Origin of the sequence: Barnesiella sp. WM24, assembly GCF_004570975.1 — a bacterium.
Lineage (GTDB): Bacteria > Bacteroidota > Bacteroidia > Bacteroidales > Muribaculaceae > Muribaculum.
This window is the reverse complement of sequence record NZ_SPPC01000008.1, coordinates 156,591-182,562: the sequence shown is the minus strand read 5'-3', so window position 1 is coordinate 182,562 and position 25,972 is coordinate 156,591. Positions and strand designations below refer to the sequence as shown.

The following is a 25,972-nucleotide window of genomic DNA, read 5'->3' as shown; positions in this document are numbered from 1 at the left end:
AATAAATTGCTTTAACTTAAAATCACGACATCAATGATTCAATATTTAAAGTCATCTGACAAAAACAATTTCTTTCTTCTCGCAGGGCCATGTGTCATCGAAGGAGAGCAAATGGCTATGGATATAGCCGGCAACATAAATGAAATAACTTCAAAGCTCGACATTCCTTATGTATTCAAAGGCTCTTACAAAAAAGCCAACCGCTCCCGTATTGACTCATTTACCGGAATCGGCGACATAAAGGCGCTTGAAATACTGCGCAAGGTAAAAGAGACGTATAACATCCCTGTCGTGACTGATATACACACAGAAACGGAAGCCTCACTCGCCGCCGATTATGTAGATATCCTACAGATTCCAGCGTTCCTTTGCCGACAGACCGACCTGCTTGTTGCCGCAGCCAAGACCGGAAAAATGGTTAATATAAAGAAAGGACAGTTCTTATCACCGGAAGCAATGGAGCATGCCGTAAAGAAAGTTATTGACGCCGGCAACAATCAAGTAGCAATCACCGAAAGAGGCACCACATTTGGCTATACCGACCTTATTGTGGACTACCGCGGTATTCCCACAATGCAAAAACTTGGAGTGCCGGTAATCCTTGATGCCACACATTCGCTTCAACAACCCAACCAGCCTGCCGGAGTCACCGGCGGACGCCCCGACCTGATTGAGACCATCGCACGCGCAGGAATTGCCGTCGGTGTCGACGGACTGTTTATCGAGACTCATCCGGAGCCTTCAAAGGCAAAAAGCGACGGAGCCAACATGCTTCCTTTGCATCAGCTGCCGGAGCTGCTCGACAGACTGTCAGAAATACGCGCGGCAATCAATCGCTTTTAAAGCCACTCGCTGACTCGTTGACGCACCGCATTTGACTCGCTGAGCATCCGGAGAAAAACGCTCGCAGAATGCTTGCGGTAAGAGTTTTTCAGCATATGCACACATCCCGCCATGTCACTTCCTCTGACATTGAGCGGGATGTTCTTTATCCCGCTGTGCCCGTGCAATGTAGCTTCAGTAAGTATTGTCACAATATCAGTCGACTGAATAAGCTGGAGCAATATGTTTACCTCGTTAAGCTCAGCCCTGACATTGAGTTTTGAAATATCATCACCTATGATTGCCGATAACTTGTTACGCGCCTGCATGCCTCTCATCGGCAACGCAAAATCACAGTTCTTAATGTCTTCAAGCGACAGAGACTCGTGGCAGCTCAAGCGGTGTCCTTCGCGCATTATCACAGAAAGGCGACTGTCAAACAGTGTGTGAAACTCAATATCCTCCCCTACTTCCATCGGCTTGAATGCAAGTACAAAATCTACCTGATGTCTTGCAAGCATCACCATCAGTTCATCAACGGTCTTATAATATATATTCAATTTCACATTGGGATAATGCTTCATAAATGTGATCAGCGGCTCTGTCAATATAGGGCTGAAGGAATATGTCACACCGATGTTCAGTGTACCCGTCTGCATCTGTTTCAGGTCATTTATCTTAGTCACGCAGGTGTCGGCCGACGTTATCGCGTCAATAGCCTGGGCAAGTAGATGCTCACCTGCCTCTGTGAGCATAACGCTATGGCTGTTACGTTCAAAAAGGGCGATTCCAAGTTCTGCTTCAAGCTGCCTTATCTGCTGAGACAAAGTGCTCTGTGTGACATATAGCGATTTTGCCGCCTCTGAAAAGTTCAGTGTCTCGGCTGTCTTTACGAAATATCTCAATTGTCTTAATTCCATAATCTATCTTATTGAAAAGCGGGCGCTGATAGTCCATCCTGACTCTCGCTCGCCTGCAAAATTCACATCTTTATATATCAAATATTCTCCCGGGACTATTTCATTCAAAGGGCGCAGCAACGTCGCCGTCATTAACTCTGAACTGCCTCCGGATGAAATCATGAAAAGCGGCATATCCCATACACTATTCTGATATAATTTCGTCCATCTGCCATCGACAAGACGCGCTATAGTATAGGGAGTACCGTAATTAAGTTCTTTTCCGCTATTGTTGTGGATTACAAACTCAACCTCGTTTACCGTATCGGGATATACCGGCAACACAGTCGACATGCTGACCCCGAGTGTATCGGTGACTACCAGTCCGGTATAAACCGCCGGGTGTGTCGGTCCGGTAAACTTTAGGGCTGAGTAGCTCACGACATCTCGATAAAACATCGCCCGCAGACAGGGCGAATCATGACTTAAATCCACATCAATGGTGTCATTTATGATTCCAAAGCTATAGACATTAGACAAGACTGTATCATTCCGCTCGGTATCTTTGTTTATAAAATAGTCGGAAATAATATCTTTTATACGTTTCACTCCCTTTTTGTCAACTATCTCGAAATCTGCATAAAGGGTGTCACATATTGTACTTGTACCCAGCCTAACCACTCGGTATCGTCCTGCCGGCAGATGACTGCCTAAATTCAGTATCACAGTTTGTTCATATCTGTCATCCGTGTCTATGATTTTTGAATATGATGGCGTGACATCCATATCATCCGGCGACGCGGGGTCGTCAATTGCCGATATTTTGTAACAGCCATCGTCAAATGCCGATTCCGTCACGGCGCTTAAAGTCAATGACACGGTTTTTGCCGACTGAGGATAATAATCCCACACACCACGCATGGATAGAGAATCAGAAAGTGGCTGCCTCACCTCCGTGCAGACATCTGACGAGTCGGAAACATTACATTTATGTCGATTGCCACATGACATAAATAATGTCATGGCTGCAATTGACAGTATCGACACATGATTTGGCAGCATAAGGATTTTTTTTCTTTGTGATGAATTGCAAATATAAGTATTTTAGCTGTCTTAACCTCGCGTGGCACTAAATGATTTCCGTTTGAACAGGAATATCGGAATCATCTGCCCAAGCACCATTGCAAACACTACAAGAACACATGTCAGTCCATTAAACTGTAGCAGATAGGCGTAATGAGTAAATTCTTCTTCACTTCCTCTTCCGAGTAGCATCAGAAATGCCTGAAGTGATTTATAGGCATATATACCAGGAATCATCGGAAGCAGCGACGGATAGGCAAATGTCTCAGGCGGACACTTTACCTTCGGGGCAAAATAAATTGCAAGACACCCTATGACAAATGCGCTGATGAAGCTTCCCCATACAAGGTGCATGCCCCATAACGTAGTAAGACAATAGCGCAAGGCATGTCCGACAGCGGCAATAAGAGCACAATACTTGAACGCGACTTTTGGAGGATTGCTTATTGCTGAAAATCCGATGGCGGCAATTGCGGCAAACACTGCATCCTCAATTATTTTTACAAATATTTCCATTGACTCAGAAAATCTTTATGTTCATTATCATGAAAGCAAGTGTAAGACCTGAGGCTATACAGCATGTAAGCACTACCGCCTGCATTGTCCGGCTGAAAAAACACAGATAATGTCCGTCAATCATGTCGCTTACAGAATTTATATACGGTATGCCCGGAATGAGATACAACACACTTGTTCCTAAAGCAATTTCAGGGGTGGACGTTATGCCGAATACATATCCCGCACTTCCTACAATTGCGGAGACAAATGACGACAGAAGTACCATAGCCCTGACATCGACACCATGTTTCAGACAGATGTTTTTTATTGAATAGCCGAGCAACGTTGCAAACCCGACTATCGCCATCGCTATCGGGTCACCACCAAACAGACGGCAGAAAGCGGCATTTGCCAGCACAACAAGACACATGACATGCCACACACTCATCAGTGGAGTCCTGAAAATCCTGCCCATCACCTTTTCCGCGCAGGCTATATCAACTTTCCCTTCCGCCACGTCCCAGCTGAGTTTACTCATGCCGGTATTGGCGAGATAACTGATCGGCAAGCTCTTGATTGAGCATGTGTAATGGGCGTATTCACCTGAGGTCTCGTCAGTAAGGGCTACGGCTACATGCTTCGGCAGAATCGTTATGTCGGCACGATACCCAAGACTCTCCGCCATGCGGTTGACATTCTTTGTTATCCTTATGCAAGTTGCCCCGTATCCCCATAGATAGGCAGAGTAATTTGCTAAAAAACGGCTTGCGTCAGCCGCGCATACATGTGATTTATTCTTCGCAGTCATCATCATCGCAATAGATATCATCGTGATCAATATCTATATAATGAAAATTCTTGCTATGAGGTTTATCAACCGTGTAAATAAAGTATCCAAGCACTCCTATTATGGAGATGCCTACGATAAGAATCCAGAAAAACATTTCTATTTCCATAATTGTAACTTTTAATTTTTCTGCAAAGTAACAATATGAACCAGCCTTCCGGACGATAAATGTCAAGGAAAATTCCGATAGCTGCTATCGGAATTTTCATGTAATATTTTACTCGTGGCAGTGCCGCAAATAAAAAACACGGCATTATATTCGCCTCCCCATTCATTGAGTCGATATTGACTATAAGCATTGGCGATACTTACAATAGCCATTACACAACATCACCTCAATTTCCGACAGAAAAAACAAAAAAAGCAGGTCGTCAAGTTTTGACGACCTGCATATATAAGAAATTTGGATTATGCTTATTTAAGAGCGTTCTTAACCTGTTCGTTAGGAACCATTTCTTCTTTAAATACGTAAGCACCGGTCTTGGGAGACTTCTCCATCTTGATAACCTTGCTGTAAGTACGTCCTTCACCTTTTTGAAGTGATGCTACGGTTTTCTTTGCCATATCTTAAGGAGTATTATTTGATTTCTTTATGTACAGTAACTCGCTTGAGGATAGGATTGTACTTCTTCAACTCCAAGCGGTCGGTAGTATTCTTTCTATTCTTTGTAGTAATATAACGAGAAGTGCCGGGCATACCGCTCGCCTTGTGCTCGGTGCATTCAAGGATCACTTGGACTCTATTACCTTTAGCTTTCTTTGCCATAGTGCGTTATATATCTAAAAATTTAATATCTTTACCAGTTAAATAACCCTTTTCGGCTGCATGGTGCAGTGCTGCGTTGAGACCGAGTTTGTTGATGGTACGAAGACCGGCTGCAGAGATGGTAAGACGAATCCATGCATCCTGTTCTACCCAATAAAACTTCTTTTCAAAGAGGTTAACATTGAATTTACGCTTGGTGCGGCGCTTTGAGTGCGACACATTGTTGCCCACCATTGCTTTCTTGCCTGTGATTTGACAAATCTTTGACATGGCTGTTTTTTAATCGTTTGAGTTCGTTATTGATTAACACTACCGTTCTTAGGCCGCCATCTCAGTTCTCATATCATCATTAAGTGCATCATTCTCAATGACTTTACAGGATGAGCCTAAAAACAGTGTGCAAAGTAACTAATTTTTCCTCATTTACACAAATTTTCAAGCCATTTTTCACGGTTTTACCTTAAAATATTGACTAAGGACATCACCGCTAAGCTCCCCGGGGGTCATGAGGGCAAAAATGCAAGGCAATTTGTCCTCTGCCGCAAAGTCGGCAAAACTGTTGTCAAAGTTTTCGTTGTCATTTGCCTCAAAATAGCGGAACCCATAAGCGTCAGCAAGCTTTTTCAACGGGAAATCGCGGTTCACGACAAAATATTCTTCCAGCTCCGGCAAGCGCGAAGTGCTTTTTACAAACCGGAATATGCCTCCGCCGCCATTACAGAGTACAATCATCTTGAATTGTGGGGTTATGCCTTGTGTGGCAAGAGCTCCTATATCATATTGTGCGCTCATGTCGCCCGTGACAAGCAGTGTCACGCCGTCATAGACCGATGCTGCCCCTATCGCTGTTGACAAAGACCCATCAATTCCGCTGACTCCGCGGTTGCAGTCAAACCGATTGTCATGAGGCGGACGGAATAACTGTGCATAACGCACTGCTGTGCCGTTGGACAGCTGCACGTTCCATCCTTCAGGAATCGAAGCAAACACACGCTGCATTGCCGTAAGGTCACACCACGGCTGCATCGAAACATATCTGTCGTGCAACTCAATCCCCCGCCGGGCAAAATGTCTCCATCTTGAAGCATAATCACTATCTGTCACCGGCTTATCATTTATCGTCTCCACAATTTCCTTGAAAAAGCAATCAGCCGGCATATTTATATTCATCGTCAAAGAGCGAAGACAATCGATTGTCGCCTCTGTATTGCCAATATGCCAATGCTCACCGACCGAAGCTCCGCGTAGATATTGCTTTATAAAGCGTGACACAATCGCGCCTCCAAGCGTTATCACAATATCAGGGCGCATAGCCACCTTCTCTTCATCGCTCATGCTGCTTAATGTGGAGTCAATCGTGTCAACAAACATTCCCTCAGGAGCAGTCAGATTAGAGATACGCTCGGTCATGACTGCCACATTGCCACGCCCGACAAGAGAAGCGAGCGACTTGGACAAACCGCTGTCCGGGTCATGGAATCCGGCAATGACAAGCACCCCTGATGCAGAAGCGAGCTTATGGGCAAGCATCTCTTTGTCATCTTCAGAGATCCGTGATGCTGACGAAAGTTGTGTAATCGTGCGAGACATCCATTTCCCTTCCGGCCGACAAGCCATACGGTCAAGAGGCTCGTCAAGCTGAATATTGATATGAACAGGAGCCTTCCGTCCCGACACGGCACACAGAAGAGCATCATTGACCACCCTGTTTACATACCATTGCATATTGTCTTCCCTGCAATCAGCCGGTATATTATAGCTGCGCTTGACATAGTGGGCAAGCGCTTCATATTGACGCAGCGTCTGACTGTCGTCCTGGTCTATCCACTCCATCGGGCGGTCGGCTGAAATTACAATGAGCGGAATCTGGCGATAATATGCCTCTGCGACGGCAGGAGCGTAATTTAACACGGCAGTACCTGAAGTACACAGCAGCGCCACCGGCGAGTCAGATATGGCTGATTTGCCAAGGGCGATAAATGCCGCACTACGCTCGTCAATGACAACCGTCGTCCTGATTGCCCCACTCCTTGCAAGAGCCACGATCATAGGTGCGTTTCTGGAACCCGGAGATATGACAGCTTCCTTTACGCCATGCTCCATCAGCATTGCCGCAAGTATATTACATGATATTTTATCAGTATAATCCATATTCATAAAATTTACATATTAAATGTCAGTCAGCGCCACATAGTTGCCATGTTCGGCTACAACATCAATCAAGTCATTGACTTTGAGCCATAAAGTCGCTGTATTATCGCAAGGATGGACTCCTATATAAGCTCCGTTATCCATAAAATCGCGGTCAATAAAAAGCCGCACCACACATTTTGTGTCGTCAAGAAGACACAAAGGACTCACCGAGCCGGGCTTAACGCATAATATCGCATCCAGTTCGCAATCATCGGCAAAAGAGAGCCGGCGAGTACCAAACCTGCGCCTGAAATCCTTAATGTCAAACCGCTTGTTTCCCTTTATTGAAATCATATAATAGGCGCTACGCCTATCATCATGAAGGAACAAATTCTTAGCGACACAACCGGCATGCGGCATATCCCGGAAGCTTAATCCCGACATATCCAATACCGGGGCGTGCTCTACCGATTCAAATTCTACGCCTCGCGATTCAAGCCAATCATATATTTCCTGTTTATTCATCTCTTATCCATGACAAATGTATGAAACGAACCATATTAATTGCAAAGGTACTTATTTTCATAGAATCCCCGTCACGGTTATCTACTTTATCTCCTATCCGAGTTTGAGACCATGAAACAGATGCCACGCCATGATATCTTCGGAGGATTTTGGATTACACGACCAAAAATCCTGCCTGACACGAAAGTAGTATCGGATACATCTGCTGTTGAGATACTCTGTGCCGAACAGCCTAATAAGTCTTTCAATCAGTCGAGTCCGCTCTTTCCGGTTGGAGTTTTTACGCTTGTCAAGCATAGTAGTCACCGGACCGATAAGCTCTTGTATAAGCGGGATTTTTTATTAACTTTGTCGTAGTCCCGCTGAGCTGTCGTAACTTTCATAGAAAAAGCTGTCAAATTATATCGCGATGTCTGCAAAATGTCTGCAAAACACATTATTTAGACCGCGGTCAACTACGTTACGGTTTAATTTGTTACCTTTGCAGACTACAACAGCAAAAAACGATTGTGATAATGAATACAGGATATTTCAGGGTGGCAGCCGCAGTGCCGAGCGTAAATGTCGCCGACGTGGAGCATAACGTAGAGAGCATAATAGAAACCTGCAGACTTCTTGACAGCAAAGGGGTGATGCTTGCCGTGTTTCCGGAGCTTTCAATAACCGGCTATACCTGTGGAGACTTATTTCATCAGGAACGCCTGCTTGAGGCGGCTGATGCCGCTATTGACCGGTTGCGCGAGTTTTCCGCTACGATTAATCTCGTATTTATTGTCGGCTCTCCCGTGCGTCATGGCGGAGCGCTCTACAACTGCGCCATAGCGATAGGCGGTGGCGAGATACTTGCAGTCACTCCCAAGACCTATCTCCCCGATTACAATGAGTTTTACGAAAAACGATGGTTTACGCCCGGAAATGACACCGGCCTGCGCAATGACACCATTCTCGACATAAACGGTGTAAAAATCGGCATAGAGATATGTGAAGACCTTTGGACTCCGATGCCTCCGTCTACGTCAGCGGCACTTGCCGGTGCGCAGATACTTGTCAACCTTTCCGCGTCCAACGACATAATCGGGAAATACAACTATCTTATAGACTTAATCAAGCGTCAGTCGGCATCATGTGTCGGCGCTTACGTATATGCGTCAGCGGGATATGGCGAATCGTCAACCGACCTTGTGTTTGACGGCAAAGCGGTAATTGCAGAAAACGGGTCTATCCTTGCCATAAACAAGCGATGGCAACATGAACCTAACTTTGTCATCGCCGACATTGACATAGCGGCAATCAATCGTGACCGTATGCACCTTATGTCATTTAACGATTGCGGCAGAGCCAATAACACTGACAAATATAAATATATCTATGCTGATGTCACACCCTCTCCTGATGACGAACTCTACCGTACAATACACCCCCACCCCTTTGTCCCCTCCGACGACAAGATAATTGATGAACGGTGTGAAGAAATTATCAATATCCAGGTGGCCGGACTTGCTCGACGACTTGAAGCGACAAAGACAAAGCATCTTGTAATAGGCATTTCCGGAGGGCTTGACTCGACCCTTGCATTGCTTGTTGCAGCAAAGACATTTGACCGTATAGGCATCGACCGCAAGGGCATCATCGGAGTGACAATGCCGGGATTTGGCACGACCGACCGCACTTACACCAATGCGATCTCACTTATGCGGGCACTCGGGATAACCGTGAGGGAAATACCTATAGCTGATGCGGTAATCCAGCATTTCAATGATATAGGTCACGACAAAAACAACCATGACGTGACATATGAGAACTCACAAGCACGCGAACGCACGCAAATCCTTATGGATATTGCTAACCAGACAGGCGCAATGGTGCTTGGCACCGGCGATCTTTCCGAGCTTGCCCTCGGATGGGCGACCTATAACGGCGACCACATGTCAATGTATGGCGTCAATGCCGGAATCCCCAAAACGCTTGTAAAATACCTTGTAAGGTGGTTTGCCTTGAATTCCGCGACCGAAAGCGAGCGTGATACACTTCTTGATATAGTTGACACCCCCATCAGCCCTGAGTTGATTCCGGCTGACGAACAAGGCAACATAAAGCAGAAGACTGAAGACCTGGTAGGTCCCTACGAACTGCATGATTTCTTCCTGTATTATACACTTCGCTATGGATTTTCACCACGGCGCATATTTAAAATGGCTTGCAAGGCATTTGACGGAGTGTATGACCGGGAGACAATCAAACACTGGATCACTACATTCTTCCGCCGTTTCTTCAACCAGCAGTTCAAGAGGTCATGCCTGCCCGATGGACCAAAAGTGGGAAGCGTGTGTCTTTCGCCAAGAGGCGACTGGAGAATGCCATCTGACGCGTCGTCGCGCCTATGGCTTGACGAGTGTGAGAAACTTTGATTCAATCCCAACATTCTGTCTTGTCGGCAATCCGGGGTATTGTGGTGCTATGATACACCGGATTGTAGCCTTTGGTGCGTTGAGACGTGTAATCATCGAGCAGTATAATGGCATATTTGCCAAGAAACGCCAAAGCAGTGAGATTGCATAGAGTCATGAGTCCCATGAACACATCGGCAAGCCCCCATACAAACTCCAGCGAAGTCACAGCCCCGACCATTACCATTGCTCCCACGACAAGGCGATATATTATAATCAACGGTCGTGAATCGTATATGAAACGGAGATTTGTCTCACCATAGTAATAATTGGACACTATGCTTGTAAAGGCGAAGAAAAACACTGCTATGGCAACAAATGTCGACCCTGCCTTACCCACCTCTCCTTCAAGCGCAAGCTGTGTAAGCTGAATTCCCGACACCCCACTGTCAAAGATACCGCTACACAGTATTATAAATGCAGTACAAGTGCATATCAGTATTGTATCGGTAAATACGGCGAATGCCTGTATAAGTCCTTGCTTGACAGGATGACTAACCGACGCGGTGGCTGCGACATTAGGAGCAGATCCCTCTCCTGCCTCATTACTGAATAGTCCTCGCTTTATTCCCATCATAAGAGCAGAACCGACACCTCCGCCAAGCATCGCACTACCATGAAAAGCATCGTGAAATATCATCGCGATTATTGACGGAATACGGTCAATACTTATAATTATGACCGTCAGTGCAAGCAAAATATATAATACTGCCATCACCGGCACCACAACCTCACTGAATTTTGATATGCGCTGAATGCCACCCCAGATGATAACTACGGTCATGATTGTCAATATGATGCCGACCCATACCGGGGAGAAACCGAATGACATCTTTGCTGCAGCCGCTATGGTATTGGATTGTACAGAATTAAACGCCAGACCGAAGGTAAGTGTTATCAGCACGGCAAACAATACAGCAAACCAACGTTTGCCAAGACCTTTCTGTATATAGTATGCCGGACCGCCACGAAACGAATCGGCGCCGCGCTCCTTATACAACTGAGCCAACGTTGACTCGATAAAAGCCGTCGATGCTCCCAACAACGCTATTACCCACATCCAGAACACCGACCCGGCTCCTCCTATGGCAATAGCAGTAGCTACTCCGGCGAGGTTTCCTGTGCCGACACGACTGGCGATTGAAACGGCAAACGCCTGAAATGAACTGATGCTGTGACGGGCGTCGGAATGTTCAGAACCGGTGTGTTCACGCTTTCCTGATGAACAAAGAAGCCTGATCATCTCACAGAACATACGGAACTGTACACCTTTAGTGCGGATTGTAAACCAAATGGCGGCAAAAAGTAATACGACAATAAGGACATAGGTCCAAAGAATGTCATTGATTGTGTTTAGAAATGTCATTGTCAATGTCTGCTTTTATTGAGTCAGCAGGCGCGGTGGTGTCGACAGGATTTTTATCTTTTTTCTTGCGCAAACGCTTCAAGAATGAAAATATATCATCAAAATCACGCCTGAACATTACCCCTACTCCTTGGGTTGTAAGAGCTGACTTTACATAATAGTTCTGGTCGTTGTAACGGTTGTATGCTTTAAGCCGGATGTTGCCCGACTTGTTTAATAAGTATTCAAGATCGAAATCCCCGATAAATGAATTATTGTTTAACGCATTGTCCCTATATCCGAAATTACCGTTAAACAGCAATCGGTTGTTCAGGAGATAGCTCGACAGGGCGAGATCCACTTCCATGTCACTGAAGTCGCCTTTGTCACTTCTTATATTGGGGGCGATGCTCCAGTTTTCGCTTAACTGCCCGAGCATCGAGCTTAACTGAGACGATATGGTTGACGACGCCACTGACACAAGTTCATTGCCTTTTGTCGTCGAAGCCATGTAATCGGGTGTGTAGAAACGATTGAGAGCAAGCAGATATATTATCTGCCTGTTCATCATCTCATCAGTGCTGACGATACTCTTTACTTTTCGATATGTGTCTTGTGTCAAGGTCGGAAATTCCAAATCAAAACTTATGTCAGGCTGCTGCATGTCGCCTGTCACTTTCAATAACGCATGAACCGGCACATTTGTGCGGTTTAGCTCGCGGTCTTGCAGGAATGACTCATCAAGGTCACTTAGATTGGCATTTACCGCGTAGACCGCCTCTATATTAAGCATAGCAGCAAGAGGGTCGCCATGAAACGAGATTGAGCTGCCCGGCTTTATCGTAAAATCCTTGAGGATTATGTCCTGAAGTGTAAAATTGTAACTGCCGTGGGTGAGCGTATATGTTCCAAACATCCTCATGTCTTCATCGGCAGAATTATATTCTATACGAAGATTGCCGTTGCCGCGCGCCTTGATGCGGTCACCGCCTACAGGATCCATAACCAAGACAAGCTCGCCATCAGGCGTGGCATTTACCTGCAGGTTAATGCGATAAAGAGTCGGGGTGCTTTCCTCTTGCTTGAGACGCGCGTAGTATTCCTTCAGCCTGTTTATTGCCGCTTTCTGAGGATTCTCGACCGATAGCAGAAGGTCGCCTTTCATCTCTTCGCGATCATGGAATGTCATGAACGTATACTCATCGGCAGCCTCTGAGTCAGACAGCACAAAAGTAAATACCGATTGCGGTGCGGTCGCCATGTCGACATTAATATCTATGAAGCCGGGGATTCCCTTTACATGAGCCACTCCGTTGCAGAATATGTGGCCATACCAGTCGGGACTCAGTTTTTCATTTATATCGAAACACAAGAAATTGCGGGCATCAGTGACATTGAACTCAAATTCAGGCTCCTTAAAGCATTTGTGGGTCACCCACCCGTCAAGTTTAGCCTTGTTGCCATACATATCTCGCAGAATCACGTCATCAAAAGCAATACGACCCGGCGTAAGATGTATCGAATCGGAAGTCGTATAATAAGTATTGGTGAAATCAAGCTTCATCTTTAAATCCTGCGCATAGATGTCACCGGTCATATCGATAAGCTTGAATGTGCCAAACAATCTCGCGTCACCTGAGGCATATCCGCTAATCTCCGATGTGAACGCTTCCATATAAGGCTTCATAAATCCGACATCAAGTTTATCAGCCTTAAACCGGAAATCAAGTGATTGTGCGACAGGATATATCGCTCCGTCTACATAGGAAGTGGCTCCGTTTGGCTGTGTTATGACAGCATCTATTGTTACGGCCTTAGTGTCATTATCCCACTCGCTTTTTATCGAGGCATCGCCAAGCAAGGAATGATTGTAGCTCAAATTCTTAACATCAAGTCCCGGAGTCGAAAGACGTGGCGCTTTGCTAAACAGGTCGGATGCAAAAAATGTGCCGGTAGCGACACCTCCAAACATTACATTGTTAATATCAAGTGTCTCAAATACATAGTCAAGACTTACCTCATTCAAGTCAAGACACAACACATCAAGCGCACTGGACGACGCCACACCCGTAATTCGTATAAATTGCCCGGGACGGCTTATGTCTATATCGTTGACAAGCAAATGCTTGTCAGCCCATATGACGCTTGCCGGATGGACAGTCCAGGCGGTGTCGTTAAGCACTATGCGGCTTTCTTTTATGTCGACATCAACATTGTATCCACCGTCGGTTGCAGCTCGTGACAGCAAGGAAGAGAGATCAATAGTCCCGCTGAATTCCTTTTCTCGATCAATATCCCACATAATGCGCGTGTCAACACGATCTGCCATTCCATGGCCATAAATATTAAGAGTAGCATTACCTTTTTTTGTCGGATATAGAGTGGTGACAAACAGGTCGGCTTTATGTTCAGCGCCATCAACAGCAATCTGCAATTTTGTGTTATCGATAAACTTATCATTCTGCAACAGATAAGGCGCGTCAATATCAAGCTGCACAGTACGGTCGACAGTATTCATCGCGGCATTAAGGCTGACATCATGCAGTATCTTTGCCGGTGACTTAAAAAAGTCAAGCCAGGCATTAGTCACTTCGTTGCCCTTTATATCAAGATTAAAGTCAAAATCAGCCAAATACTTTATGTCTGGCTCTTTTTTTGACAATCGGTCAGAAGGAAACATCACAGGCATTACTTCAGCAAACATCTCTTTCGCCGCCGGCACAATGTCTTTAAACTTATAGGAGCCTTTAAGCTGCGCATCAAAAATATCGGAATGCACAAGAATGTATTGTGGGGTTGTACTTCCCGATGACATAATTACAAAATGAGGCAGCTCTATCCCTTTATCGTCTTTGTTAACAAACTTGAAACGATTTATTTCCGCCCTGCCATCCATATTCTCCGGATGACCGCCCCTCATGTCAACCGATATATCAGCCGACATGCGATATTCCTCATATTTGTCAGTAAGGTTGAGCGCATATGGGCTGAAATCGCGCAGCGTGGCATTTATGTCAAAAACCTTATCCTGAGAAGCAAGGTCGGCATTACCTTCAATCAGGAGCCTTACATTGTCATCGTCAACAGCCACCTTCCCTGAAAGCCTTTTACCGTCGACATCAACTTCTGCCTTGATATTGTTATAGTTGTAATTTTTATAGTCAAATTCGTCGATTACGGCATTTATTGCTCCACTCAGCGACTTCCCGACAATCTCTGTGTCGGCGTTTATGTGGGCGGTAAGAACCCCGAGCCTGTTGTCGCCTGTAATATGTCCAAGCTGAAGATTTTCCACAACGACCTCTCCATCAAGGTGACGTGGCGAATGGTCGCCGGTGCTTGAATACGTGGCGTTCATGTCAATATTGCCTGCCGATGTAAGTATCGTGCCATTATAAAATGCAGTACCCATATTACCTGCAGCTTCCCCCGCCATTCTTACTTTGCCGAGATTCTCAAGCATCTTGACAACATGAGGCGGGACTGACGTGAAAGCCGTGATAAAACCACTTGCCTGCTTCCCTTCGACATCGAGCGTCAGTGATTCAATTTCGGCATCGGCCTCCTTGATTGACGGCAAGCCCTTTACATGACCTTTCACTTCCAGATTGAAAAGTCCGTCGGATGAGCGCAGCATACACTTGACTATATTGAAATTATTTATGCTGCCTGCTATATCAATGCGGGTGTCTATGTGCTGGTCAAATTTAGCCAAAAGCGGCTCCATTGACTTGAAATCAGACGGCGTGATCACTGTGCCGTCGAGGACTCTCAAGTCTATAGGTAACGTCATCAGATTTGACGACAGGTCATCCCAACCATCATATTTTAACTCGACATCACCCAAAAGCAGACGTGACTGAGGCAGTTCAAGACTGAAATCCCGAATGGCAAGCATCGAATCGGAAACCATGAATACACCGCCTAACGCATCAAGCGACAAGCCGGCTTTCTCTCGCAAGGCAAGCCGGTGAAGCTTGACTACATAATCATCATTTTTAATCCGTGGCAACAATAGGTCGGCACGCAAGCCTGACAACGAAATGTGATTTGGGTCAAACCGCCCGCTGAGTTCCGGTTGATTTCCTACGTCATATCTAAGCGCGCTCTGGCGGATGACAATATTATTGATTCGGAGATCATAAGTCGTAGGAGGCTTGTTTTTATCCTTAGGAGATAGACGGTCGATAATCGGCTGAATATTTAATGGGGCGCCTGCCGAATCACGATAGAGACGCGCGTCAAGGCCTATGATTTCAGCATACGAGAACACTACCCTACGCTCAAAAATCAGCTTGCTTAACACGACGCCTGCACCAAGCCTGTCAACACGCAATACAGTGTCTTCAGGAGAGACTGTTACAGACACATCTTTTAGAAGCACCTTGTTGAACGGGCTGACTGTCAATTCGCCTATTGCTACATCGGCACCCAGCAACTTAGCCAATTCATGTTCAGCCACTTTACCCACCTCTCGCTGTACAGCACCTATCGACAATACCACATACAAGACAACCGGTATAAAAACGGCTATTGCAAGAATGGATACTGTTAATGCACGTAGTATATTGTAGACTCTGGTCATTTATGGCTCTGAAATTATTTGCAAATTTACCATAAATCTACGGAAATATGTAATTTTGCATAATAATTAATATAATCAAGAGGTTAAAATTAATGAACGTAAAAACAAGTTTTTTATTCAATAGTTTTACTCTTAATCATGTCGTATAATCTTACCCCTAAGTAATCTATGAGTGTAATAATACTTGGAATCGAATCATCCTGCGACGACACTTCTGCCGCTGTAATCCGTGACGGCATTCTTGCCAGCAATGTAATAGCCGGGCAGAAAGTACATGAAGAATATGGCGGCGTCGTTCCGGAACTCGCATCCCGCGCCCATCAGCAAAACATCGTGCCGGTTGTAGATGCCGCGCTTAAACGTGCGGGAGTCAATAAATCCGACTTGTCGGCTATAGCATTCACAAGAGGCCCGGGGCTGTTAGGCTCTCTCCTCGTGGGGACATCTTTTGCCAAGGGGCTTTCGCTCGGACTTGACATCCCCATCATAGATGTCAATCACCTGCATGGCCACATATTGTCACACTTTATACGAAAGGAGGCAAATGATGTCGTCCCGGAATTCCCTTACATATGCCTGCTTGTATCGGGCGGCAACTCTCAGATAATCCTTGTGAAAAGCCCTTCTGACATGGAAGTGCTTGGACAGACAATTGACGATGCGGCAGGAGAAGCCTTCGACAAGTGTGCTAAAGTGATGGGACTTCCCTACCCCGGCGGCCCCCACATTGACCGCCTGGCATCGGAAGGAGACCCTCACAGATTTAAATTTTCAAAGCCACGTATATCAGGGCTGGATTACAGTTTCAGTGGGCTCAAGACCTCATTTTTATACACTTTGCGCGACAATATAGCCTCTGACCCCGATTTTATAGAGAAAAACAAAGCTGACCTTGCAGCTTCTCTACAAGCCACAATAATAGACATCCTGCTCACAAAGCTGAAAAAGGCGGTGGAACAGACAGGTGTGCGCACAGTTGCAATCGGCGGCGGCGTATCGGCCAATTCCGGTGTCAGAAATGCCGTGGCTGATTATTGCAAGCAGAAGGGACTTACAGCATTCATTCCTGAACGCGCATTTACCACTGACAATGCGGCAATGGTCGCAATCGCAGGATATTTCAAGTATCTTGACAACCAATTCTGTGAATATGATGCTGCGCCTTACGCAAGAGTGCAGGTATGATGGTTTCAAACTATAGATTATGAATATCTCAATTATAGCAATCGGGACAGAGCTCCTTATCGGTCAGGTAATAGACACTAATTCGGGTGATATAGCACGCCGATTCGCTCCTCATGGATGGAGAGTCAACGATGTGCAGGTAGTCGATGACGATGCCTACCAGATAACGCGCGCAATAGATCGCGCGTTTGAATCAAGCGACGTAGTGATTACCACAGGTGGACTTGGACCCACAAAAGACGATATAACCAAAACGACATTATGCGGCTACTTCGGCGGAGAAATGCGCGAAGACCCGTCGGTACTTGAAAACATCAAACGTGTATTTGCCGGCAGAGGACTTACGCTTAATGCGCTCACATCTCTACAGGCAGTTGTCCCGACTTCATGCAAAGTCATACAAAACACAGTCGGCACAGCGCCGATAATGTGGTTTGAGAAAGACGGGAAAGTGCTTGTGTCAATGCCGGGTGTGCCCTTTGAGACTCGCGAGATGCTCGATTCGGCAGTCCTGCCGGCATTACTCGACAGCTACAAAAGCGAAATAAACATTGAACACCGCTGCGTACTCGTCACCGGCTACACCGAGTCACTTCTCGCCATGACCATATCAGACTGGGAAGACTCACTCCCTCCCTATCTGCATCTTGCCTATTTACCAAAGCCGGGATTGGTGAGACTACGCATTGATGGCATGCACCACGACAAAAACTTCCTTAAAGAAGAAATTGACAAGCGACATGCTGAACTATGCGACATGCTTGGCGACCATGTGCTGTGCAAAAGCGACACCCCAATTGAAGCGCTACTTATCGAAGAACTCCGCTCCCGCAATCTTACCATCGCCACGGCAGAGAGCTGCACCGGAGGCAACATAGCTCATCTGATCACGTCAGTTGCCGGATGCTCCGATTCATTCAACGGCAGTGTCGTCGCTTATAGCAATCAAGTCAAAGAACACCTGCTCGGAGTGTCTCGCGCCACAATTGAAAAATGCGGAGCTGTAAGCGAAGAAGTAGTCTCGGAAATGGTCGAAGGCGCCTGCAAGGCCATAGGCACAGATTGTGCGATAGCGACTTCCGGAATCGCAGGTCCGGGAGGAGCGACTCCCGGCAAGCCCGTAGGGACAGTATGCATCGGAATCAAAACTCCTGCCGGTACATATAGCCAAACCTACCACTTTGCAGGCTCAAGAGAACGCGTAATTGAACGCGCATCAATGACAGCGATAATAAAAGCGATTGAATATATTCGCAGTAATTCATAAAAACCGCACAACCCAACACCCTAACCCACAGCATAATACAATTTTTCAATGCAAAAACTTTACTAAATATTTGCAAAATAAAAATATTGCTACTAACTTTGCACTCGCTAACCAAAACAAGGTTCCTTGGCCGAGTGGTTAGGCACCGGTCTGCAAAACCGTTTACAGCAGTTCGAATCTGCTAGGAACCTCAAAATAGGATGATTCGCTAGCTCAGCTGGTAGAGCACAACACTTTTAATGTTGGGGTCCTGGGTTCGAGCCCCAGGCGGATCACTTGAAATTAAACCCAAACATCTATATATCAGATGTTTGGGTTTTCTTATTTTTGAAGATTGTCCACAAATTGTCCACCAAATGAAGAGCTGCGCTGATGTGGACAAAAATTTTTCGATGTTGAGTGTTAAATTTTCTCAAACATTATGGCCGGGGTGCTTGTTTTGTATTTCGGTGCGAATTTTTCGTGCTGCAACAACTATCCCCCATTTATGAACAACGAGGAAAAAATTGAACACGCAAAAGGGCTTCTCCGCGAATGGAAAGCCACACACCACGAGGAATACTGCAACTTCACCGACTGGATGCATGACCGCGAAGGCCCCGGATTCATCGCGGTATTCAACCATGCCAAGGCTTTCATGCCGCAATTTGAGACAGCCGTGCTGCTGCATCTTAAAGATGACAGCTCGAATGATGTGGGCCATCTGGAAAAGATGCTTGTCGAGGGAGGCATGGAGAACCATCTGCTGGCTGGGCTGAATACTCCCCATATACCCGGCAACATTTTCCTGCCGATGTTGGCATGGATGTTCTACGGGCGCAGCTTCGAGTGTATGGTGGAGTACGGAGAAGACCTTATCAGAAATCCCAAGACTAATTTTCTTATACGCTTGGGAGCGAAACACCATATCAAGTGGATAATCAAGAGCAGCATAGCATTGAAAGGCCGAACAGAAGAGGACTGGGCTAACTTTGTCGAGGAACAGCGCGAGATGGGCAGCGAACCTAACGTTACAGCCAAGACCATCGCCAAGTTGAAGACAGCTTCGGAAGAAATACGGGAATTTGTAAAACCCGCAGGAAAGAAAGGTGCTCCGGGCAGAGCCGCCCGTCGTCGCCCGTTAACCGAGCTTTTGCCCAATGGCGACAATTATCTCTTTGACTGCATCGACAACCATGTGAAGATACGCAATAGCGGCAAGGATTTCGCCATGCTATTTATCGTGCTTAACGAGGGGCAGGCGTTGGCGAGAACCAATATCGTCGAGTTTCATTCCGCTCTCTCCGAAAGATACAAGGATAATCCCGGAATACCAATCCCAACCCCGCGCAGCATACAGGAGGGTCACAAGAGCTATATGGAGCTTACCGAGTACAAGGGCAACAAAATCCGAATGTTCGAGCGGCCGGAGTATATTTCCGAATATAATGACATCCGGGAGAAGCTGAGTGTAGCCGATTATATGTTTGCCGACTGACATAAGCGCTCGACCAAAACCATAATGCAGAAGCCATCTGACAATTTTGTCGGGTGGCTTTTGTCGTTTTTGGCAGTTTGGTTTACCCCTATTTCAGACAAATTTCTTCGTTTTATTTCGTTACGAACCAAAACGAATTTAACCCACTATCTATCAGCGTTATACATTTGCAAGGACACGAGATTTGTGCTTTCTTTGCACCGCTGTAACGCTGAAAACGCATAGTGGTAACGAGGCTCAACGGGGAAAAATAGACCGGTCGCCCCCAACGCCTCAATACGATTGCCGATGCGTCAGGCTGAACAGCCTTTGACTGCATTTAACTGTTGTCGGTGCGGTCAATGTCTTAACCCAGACGACGCGAATAAAATCAACATGACAGGTTTATCCGAACTTTTGCAGGAAGGAGTGGCTGGGCTTACACTGGCCATCCCTCTGTGCGACCTCAAGGAATTTGCCGACTATATAGTAGCAAAGACCAAGGAGGAACTGCTGCCTACGTTGAAGGCGGCGGACACAGATCCGCTTATTCCCCGTTTGGAAGTGATGCGGATGCTTGGTGTATGCGCCAACACCCTTAGAAACTGGCGTAGGAGCAAATATCTTGAAGCCGTGCTTGTGGGCGCGAAAGTGTATTACCGCACGTCGGCTGTTAACAAAGTCCTTAATGAGTATGGAAAAGAGCGTATCTGACAGAAAAGGTATCGACCCGATGCTCGTGCTCGGCAAGGCTGTTGACATGAGCGTGAAGATTAAAGGCGGCGATTTCCCTTTGGGTGCCATGCCTATGAAGATTCAGCGTATCGTGCGGGAGGCGAACGAGTGCTATGGTTACCCGGTGGATTATCTGGCAGGAGCTATGCTTGTGGCTGTCGGGCTGGGTATCGGCAATACCCATTTCGCCCGGCTCAAAGGGAAATGGGATGAGAGCGCGATTCTTTTCATGGCTCTTGTCGGCAGACCCGGTGCCTGTAAGTCGCATCCGCTGAATTTCGCCATACGTCCGTTCACGGAGCTGGACGGTAAGGCAACACGCGCATACGTCAAGGAGTGCGAGGAATTTGAGCGTCAGCGCGAACTGCCGATGAAGGAGCGTACAGACCCGCACCCTGTGGCCCCGGTATGCAAACGTTTTCTTATTTCTGACGCCACTCCGGAAGCCATGCTGCTTATTCACTCGCAGAATCTGCGTGGCATACTTATGTGGAATGACGAGCTTGCAGGATGGTTCAAGAACTTCAACCGCTACAACAAAGGCTCCGACGAGGAATATTGGCTCAAACTGTTCAATGCCAATCCGTCGTTCTCCGACCGCAAGGGCGTGAAAAACTCGGTTTATATCAGCCGTCCTTTTATCTCGGTTGTAGGCACTATACAGAACGGCATATTGAATGAGCTGGCTCAGGGAAGTCGCACCTCAAATGGTTTCATTGACCGTCTGCTGTTCGTTATGCCCGGCAATCAGGACAAGCAGCCGTGGAGCGACCGAGAACCGTCGTTCGACATCGAAGCGGCATGGGCTGACATCATCGGCAGACTTGTGGCGATGCCCTACGAAACCGATGATGACGGCAATATCGTCGCCGGTATTCTGTCTTTCTCACCTGAGGCAAAATCGCGACTTTACGAATGGCAACGTCAGAACACTGAGGAATGTAACCGGGAGGAAAGTGACGCTCTGAAAGGTGTCTATAACAAGTTTGATTTCCATGCCATACGCTTTTGTCTAATAATGCAAATGGCGCGCTGGGCCTGTGGTGAAGCTGACAAATCGGAAATAGATCTTGTATCGGTTGAAAATGCCATATCACTTGTGGATTATTTCAAGACAACCGCCACAAGAGTACAGGGCATTATCCGCGAGCTGTCGCTGTCGGAGCTGCAAAGAGCCGTGATGTCGGCTCTACCCGATGAGTTCACAACTGAGCAGGGTGTGGAAATCGCCGCCGACAATTCTATGCCGGAGCGCACTTTCAAGGATTTTATCAGGCGTTTCACCGGGATTCACTTTCAGAAAATACGTCATGGAATTTATGGCAAGATATGACTGTAAACCTGCATTTTCTGCACTTTCGGCTTTTTCTGCCTCCAAAATGCGGATAATGCAGATAGTGCGAACCGATTTTTTGAGAATCTATGAATAATACACACCGATTCATTCTCCAGCCATACAAAGGAGTGGCTACACGGCACACCTGCCCCGCCTGTCACAAGAAACGTTGTTTCAGCCGGTATATCGACACCGATAAACAAATTTCGTTTCCTGATGATGTCGGCAGGTGTGACCACGAACTGAGCTGCGGCTATCATCTTACGCCGAAGGAATATTTCGAGCGTAATCCACAGGCGAAGCCCTTGCACTGCGATTTTGCAACTCCGTCAGCATGGCGAGCCAAGCCGACCGAGCAGCGAAAGCTGACATCCTTTATTGCGGCAGAGACTGTTTCACAGACTCTGCACGGATATGAGAAGAACAATCTCTATCTGTTCCTCCGCTCCAAGTTCGGAGCAGAGGACGCGCTCCGACTAATGAAGGATTATCGCGTAGGCACATCGAAACACTGGCCGGGGTCATGCGTGTTCTGGCAGACCGATGCCAATGGAGACACCCGCACAGGAAAGGTCATGCTCTATAATGCCGACAGCGGCAAGCGTGTCAAAAAGCCTTTCAATCATGTGACATGGGTTCACTCGTTGCTACGGTTGCCCGACTTCAATCTGCGTCAGTGCTTTTTCGGCGAACACCTCTTGCCGATGAACCGAGACAAACCGGTTGCCATTGTCGAGAGCGAGAAGACCGCTCTTGTGGCGGCGTATTATCTGCCGGAATATGTGTGGCTGGCGACAGGTGGTAAAAACGGTTGCTTCAATGCCGACGCACTTCGTGTTCTCCGTGGCTGTCAGGTTATCCTGTATCCCGATATTGGCGCGACAGACCAGTGGCGGCAGAAACTGAGATTGCTACGTAGTCTCGGTATCGAGGCAAGCATCTTCAACTTCCTTGAAGAAGTTGCCACCGATGACGAGCGAACAGCCGGACTCGACATAGCAGATTATCTGCTGCAAATCGAGCCTGACCAAGCGATACTGCAATCAATGATACGCTGTAATCCGATTTTGCAGAAACTCATAGATGATCTGCAACTCACTCTTGTGTCAGTTGAACGGTACAACCCGGATACTGATACTATTCACAAACCCTCAAAAACTGATAAATCATGACAGCAAAAAAATCTCCGTCAACAACCGCATCCAAGTCAACCGAGTTGACCAATGCCCCCGATGTATCCGAATCTAAAGTATCAACCATCAAACCACAAATTATTATGCAACCAGATAATTCCATCAACTCAACTACCGCTGTCAATTCTGTTAACAGCACCACTCCTGCCAATACAGACAATCTGTTCGACAACGAGCAGACGGCAACAGACACTACCGAGCCACCTAAGCAACAGCGCATCAGCAAGCAGCAGCGCAAATCGGATTACGCCGATTTCAAGGCAGCCTATCTCACGCCGGCAAAGCTGGAGAAGCGTCACCCTGTCAACATCGAGGACAGCGTATGGGCGAAGCTTGAACGCATCGCCCGTATCCTCGGCGACCGTGACACCACCGTAGGCAGCTACATCAACGCCGTCCTCTTGGAGCATCTGAATCTCTATGCCGACGACATCGAAATATGGCGCAAGCTCTGAGATGATAATGTCGGGATACCACTGCACCCGGTACACCGTGGGGCAGCTTCCCGGTAGTGAATTGGGAAGGCAAGGATATGTTTCGGGATTTCTTTTTCTCCGAAAACGACTCCCAAAACTGCGCAGCATAAGCCGCTCTTTGCCACCCCAATTCACCTAAACCACAACAATGTCTACTATGAATAAACCAACTGTCAGAAAGGGTGGTCGTCCCTCTAAACCGACCGATGAGAAGCGCACCCATGTGGTGACAATCAAACTGAACGATGCAGAATACTCCGACCTTCTGGAGCGGTCAAAAGCCGCCGGAGTAAAGATGGCGGAGTATGTCAGACACAGCGCGTTCCGGCTCACTATCGTCAGTCGCCTGAGCGAGATTGAAAAGGAAATCGCCAAAGGAATACTAAATCTCAGTTCCGATTTCAATCAGGCAATGACCTGTTTTCATCAGCTCAAACTCCGCAGGGCTGCAAATAAATTAGCCGCTGTCGTCGATAAGATGTTTGACATTCTCAAAAAATTAAGACCCAATAAAGAGACTGATTATGTTTGCAAGAATACTTAAAAGCGGCACGTTTCACGATGTCGTGGGGTATGTGACGCGCCAGTTCCACAACCCCGAAGAATATACGCCAGACACATGGCGCATCATCGGAAGCGATAATATCTTCACCTCCGACTATGCGAAAATGGTGCAGTCGTTTGAAGCGATACATGGATTTATGCCCGGCAAGGAGAATCCGGCAGGACATATTTCCATCAGTTTTGACAACGCCGATGCGCAAAAACTGACCGATGAATTCATGGCTCAGCTCGCAAAAGAGTACATGGAAGGCATGGGAATCAATAACACCCAGTATCTTGTCGTGCGCCATCTGGAAACCGAACATCCGCATTTCCATATCGTCTATAACCGTGTGGATATGTCAGGCAAGGCAGTCAACGAGCGCAACAATTTCAGGCGCAGCGACCGTGTTGTAAAGGCCATCAAGGACAAATACAGACTCACATACTCGCCGCTGAAACAGAAATACGAGGACAGAATTCCGGTATTCAAGGAGCGGATCAGTCAGGCGATTTATTGCTGTAAGTCATGGGATGAGTTCTCGCGCCGCCTCGCCTGTGCCGGAATTGAGGTAAAATTTCATGACGATCACAACACAGGCAAACACATCGGCGTGAAATTTACAGACGGCGATATAACGGTCAACGGGTCTAAAATCGACCGTGCGTTCACATATCGTCGCCTGAACAACCTCTTTGAGTTCAACCGCAGGCAGGGGCAACAACAGTCTGATTACGCTCCGACGTGCCCCAAGGTAACCGTCGAATATACCCCGACGCAAAAGTCCTCACTTGTGGAAGATGTGATTGAAGCCACCGTAGGGGCAATCGGAAATCTGTTCACTCTCGGCCCCGGCTTCGACCCGGAGGAACAGGCGTTTCAAAACGCCATCAAGAAAGAAGAAGCCAAACGTAAACGCAAATCAAGAAGAATCTGAATATGTCAAAGCTATATGATGACGTCAAGAAACAAGGTGAGCAGATTGACGACCTGCAAAAGACAGTTACCAACCACAGCACACGCATCGAGACCCTCGAAACCAAGGCGAAGGCAACGCCGCCACAAGCACAGGCGATGCCGTCTGAGGTCAAGGTTGTGCTTCCGGACAATATCGCAACAAAGGAGAATATCGTCGGAGTGGTAAACAAGGCTCTACATCTTATGACTGACTATGTGGCAGAGGTTGTGACAAAACTATATACAGAAAATCCACCTCAAAAATCGCCTAATCCTGCCTCGGAAATATCAGATGAACAGATAGAAAAAATTGCACAGAAAGCAGCCGACAAAGCAGTCAACAAGCGTTACGAGAAATTAGATGCAACCGCAGATACCGCGATGCACCGCATCTACAATCTTGTGAACGGCGCAGTTTGGGCGGCAATCCCCAAGTGGTCATACATCATATTCATAATCGCAGTCCTCGCCGCCGGAGGATTCGGCTACGGATTCTTCTACATGCTCAACAAAAACTCCAAACTGGAGAATGTAGAATGGCTCTACCGCTACGAGCGTGGACTTAACCGCGACATGAATGTGGTGATACACCGTGAACGCCTAATGCTCCACGGCAACCCACACGAAGTTGACAGCATGAAATCGCTAATCCGCCATCACGAGCAGAGAACCCAAGCCGACACCACATTTGTAAACTATTATCCCTCCAATCCCTAATCTAGATCAATGCCACTGACAACTTCCGCAGCCGTCAGTGGCATTTTCTCTTTTAATCAGCTCACAGCCTTATGTTTCTCAGCATATTCGATTGCCATCTCAATATTTTTCGCTAATTTTGCCGTATAGAACCCCGCGATGTGTGGTGCCTCAGAG

Annotated in this window: 24 protein-coding genes and 2 tRNA genes; 14 read left to right on the top strand and 12 right to left on the bottom strand. The window is 46.9% G+C overall.

The window, feature by feature from the left end:
- Nucleotides 1–33 precede the first annotated feature (33 nt).
- Nucleotides 34–843: a 3-deoxy-8-phosphooctulonate synthase gene (gene kdsA, locus E4T81_RS10410; RefSeq protein ID WP_135044243.1), complete on the top strand. Its 810-nt coding sequence runs from the start codon at nt 34–36 to the stop codon at nt 841–843.
- On the opposite strand, the gene E4T81_RS10405 is transcribed toward kdsA, so the two are convergent.
- From E4T81_RS10405 to E4T81_RS10365, 10 genes are all read right to left on the bottom strand, one after another.
- On the bottom strand, nt 840–1,742 hold the full coding sequence (locus E4T81_RS10405) for a LysR substrate-binding domain-containing protein (protein ID WP_135044241.1): 903 nt from the start codon (nt 1,740–1,742) through the stop codon (nt 840–842). The two genes, kdsA and E4T81_RS10405, sit on opposite strands and share 4 nt — an antisense overlap.
- Before the next feature lie 3 nt (nt 1,743–1,745).
- The gene (locus E4T81_RS10400) at nt 1,746–2,783 is read right to left on the bottom strand and encodes an immunoglobulin-like domain-containing protein (RefSeq protein WP_135044239.1); all 1,038 of its coding nucleotides are present in this window, start codon (nt 2,781–2,783) and stop codon (nt 1,746–1,748) included.
- Nucleotides 2,784–2,834: 51 nt separating this feature from the next.
- Nucleotides 2,835–3,320, bottom strand: coding sequence for a threonine/serine exporter family protein (locus tag E4T81_RS10395; protein ID WP_135044237.1), 486 nt, complete (start codon nt 3,318–3,320; stop codon nt 2,835–2,837).
- A 4-nt stretch (nt 3,321–3,324) separates the two neighbouring features.
- Nucleotides 3,325–4,110: a threonine/serine exporter ThrE family protein gene (locus tag E4T81_RS10390; RefSeq protein ID WP_245207061.1), complete on the bottom strand. Its 786-nt coding sequence runs from the start codon at nt 4,108–4,110 to the stop codon at nt 3,325–3,327.
- Nucleotides 4,094–4,246, bottom strand: a complete 153-nt coding sequence (locus tag E4T81_RS15770; protein ID WP_209308184.1) for a hypothetical protein — start codon at nt 4,244–4,246, stop codon at nt 4,094–4,096. Before E4T81_RS15770 ends, E4T81_RS10390 begins: the two co-directional genes overlap by 17 nt.
- Nucleotides 4,247–4,563: 317 nt before the next feature.
- On the bottom strand, nt 4,564–4,713 hold the full coding sequence (locus E4T81_RS10385) for a DUF4295 domain-containing protein (RefSeq protein WP_135044233.1): 150 nt from the start codon (nt 4,711–4,713) through the stop codon (nt 4,564–4,566).
- A 13-nt stretch (nt 4,714–4,726) separates the two neighbouring features.
- Nucleotides 4,727–4,915 (bottom strand): 50S ribosomal protein L33, encoded by a 189-nt coding sequence (gene rpmG, locus E4T81_RS10380; RefSeq protein ID WP_121699203.1) that lies wholly within the window; start codon nt 4,913–4,915, stop codon nt 4,727–4,729.
- A 6-nt stretch (nt 4,916–4,921) separates the two neighbouring features.
- Entirely contained in the window at nt 4,922–5,185 is a 264-nt protein-coding gene (gene rpmB / locus E4T81_RS10375) for a 50S ribosomal protein L28 (protein ID WP_135044231.1), read from the bottom strand.
- A gap of 177 nt (nt 5,186–5,362) precedes the next feature.
- Nucleotides 5,363–7,066 (bottom strand): 2-succinyl-5-enolpyruvyl-6-hydroxy-3-cyclohexene-1-carboxylic-acid synthase, encoded by a 1,704-nt coding sequence (menD, locus tag E4T81_RS10370; RefSeq protein WP_135044229.1) that lies wholly within the window; start codon nt 7,064–7,066, stop codon nt 5,363–5,365.
- A gap of 18 nt (nt 7,067–7,084) precedes the next feature.
- Entirely contained in the window at nt 7,085–7,573 is a 489-nt protein-coding gene (locus E4T81_RS10365; RefSeq protein ID WP_135044227.1) for a YbaK/EbsC family protein, read from the bottom strand.
- Nucleotides 7,574–8,085: 512 nt separating this feature from the next.
- On the opposite strand from E4T81_RS10365, the gene E4T81_RS10360 reads away from it, so the two are divergent.
- Nucleotides 8,086–9,981, top strand: a complete 1,896-nt coding sequence (locus E4T81_RS10360) for an NAD(+) synthase (RefSeq protein ID WP_256371514.1) — start codon at nt 8,086–8,088, stop codon at nt 9,979–9,981.
- A 1-nt stretch (nt 9,982) separates the two neighbouring features.
- On the opposite strand, the gene E4T81_RS10355 is transcribed toward E4T81_RS10360, so the two are convergent.
- On the bottom strand, nt 9,983–11,386 hold the full coding sequence (locus E4T81_RS10355; protein WP_135044223.1) for a sodium:alanine symporter family protein: 1,404 nt from the start codon (nt 11,384–11,386) through the stop codon (nt 9,983–9,985).
- Nucleotides 11,361–15,950 (bottom strand): translocation/assembly module TamB, encoded by a 4,590-nt coding sequence (locus E4T81_RS10350; protein ID WP_135044221.1) that lies wholly within the window; start codon nt 15,948–15,950, stop codon nt 11,361–11,363. The genes E4T81_RS10355 and E4T81_RS10350 overlap by 26 nt, the downstream gene beginning before the upstream one ends.
- Before the next feature lie 168 nt (nt 15,951–16,118).
- On the opposite strand from E4T81_RS10350, the gene tsaD reads away from it, so the two are divergent.
- The 12 genes from tsaD (at nt 16,119) to E4T81_RS10290 (ending at nt 25,816) form a co-directional block, all read left to right on the top strand.
- Nucleotides 16,119–17,135, top strand: coding sequence for a tRNA (adenosine(37)-N6)-threonylcarbamoyltransferase complex transferase subunit TsaD (gene tsaD, locus E4T81_RS10345; RefSeq protein ID WP_135044219.1), 1,017 nt, complete (start codon nt 16,119–16,121; stop codon nt 17,133–17,135).
- Nucleotides 17,136–17,154: 19 nt separating this feature from the next.
- The gene (locus E4T81_RS10340) at nt 17,155–18,402 is read left to right on the top strand and encodes a CinA family nicotinamide mononucleotide deamidase-related protein (protein WP_135044217.1); all 1,248 of its coding nucleotides are present in this window, start codon (nt 17,155–17,157) and stop codon (nt 18,400–18,402) included.
- A gap of 120 nt (nt 18,403–18,522) precedes the next feature.
- Nucleotides 18,523–18,593: transfer RNA gene (locus E4T81_RS10335), tRNA-Cys, on the top strand.
- An 11-nt stretch (nt 18,594–18,604) separates the two neighbouring features.
- Nucleotides 18,605–18,677, top strand: a tRNA-Lys gene (locus E4T81_RS10330).
- A 212-nt stretch (nt 18,678–18,889) separates the two neighbouring features.
- The gene (locus tag E4T81_RS10325) at nt 18,890–19,879 is read left to right on the top strand and encodes a DUF6043 family protein (RefSeq protein ID WP_135044215.1); all 990 of its coding nucleotides are present in this window, start codon (nt 18,890–18,892) and stop codon (nt 19,877–19,879) included.
- A gap of 375 nt (nt 19,880–20,254) precedes the next feature.
- Nucleotides 20,255–20,572, top strand: a complete 318-nt coding sequence (locus tag E4T81_RS10320; RefSeq protein WP_160631494.1) for a helix-turn-helix domain-containing protein — start codon at nt 20,255–20,257, stop codon at nt 20,570–20,572.
- The gene (locus E4T81_RS10315; protein WP_245207057.1) at nt 20,553–21,926 is read left to right on the top strand and encodes a DUF3987 domain-containing protein; all 1,374 of its coding nucleotides are present in this window, start codon (nt 20,553–20,555) and stop codon (nt 21,924–21,926) included. The genes E4T81_RS10320 and E4T81_RS10315 overlap by 20 nt, the downstream gene beginning before the upstream one ends.
- Before the next feature lie 89 nt (nt 21,927–22,015).
- Nucleotides 22,016–23,101, top strand: coding sequence for a DUF6371 domain-containing protein (locus E4T81_RS10310; RefSeq protein WP_135044211.1), 1,086 nt, complete (start codon nt 22,016–22,018; stop codon nt 23,099–23,101).
- Entirely contained in the window at nt 23,098–23,577 is a 480-nt protein-coding gene (locus E4T81_RS10305; RefSeq protein WP_135044209.1) for a DUF3408 domain-containing protein, read from the top strand. Before E4T81_RS10310 ends, E4T81_RS10305 begins: the two co-directional genes overlap by 4 nt.
- Nucleotides 23,578–23,755: 178 nt before the next feature.
- The gene (locus tag E4T81_RS10300; RefSeq protein WP_135044207.1) at nt 23,756–24,142 is read left to right on the top strand and encodes a hypothetical protein; all 387 of its coding nucleotides are present in this window, start codon (nt 23,756–23,758) and stop codon (nt 24,140–24,142) included.
- Complete coding sequence (locus E4T81_RS10295; protein WP_135044205.1) at nt 24,123–25,079, top strand: relaxase/mobilization nuclease domain-containing protein; 957 nt, start codon at nt 24,123–24,125, stop codon at nt 25,077–25,079. The genes E4T81_RS10300 and E4T81_RS10295 overlap by 20 nt, the downstream gene beginning before the upstream one ends.
- 2 nt (nt 25,080–25,081) lie before the next feature.
- Nucleotides 25,082–25,816, top strand: a complete 735-nt coding sequence (locus tag E4T81_RS10290) for a hypothetical protein (RefSeq protein ID WP_135044203.1) — start codon at nt 25,082–25,084, stop codon at nt 25,814–25,816.
- Nucleotides 25,817–25,972: the final 156 nt, after the last annotated feature.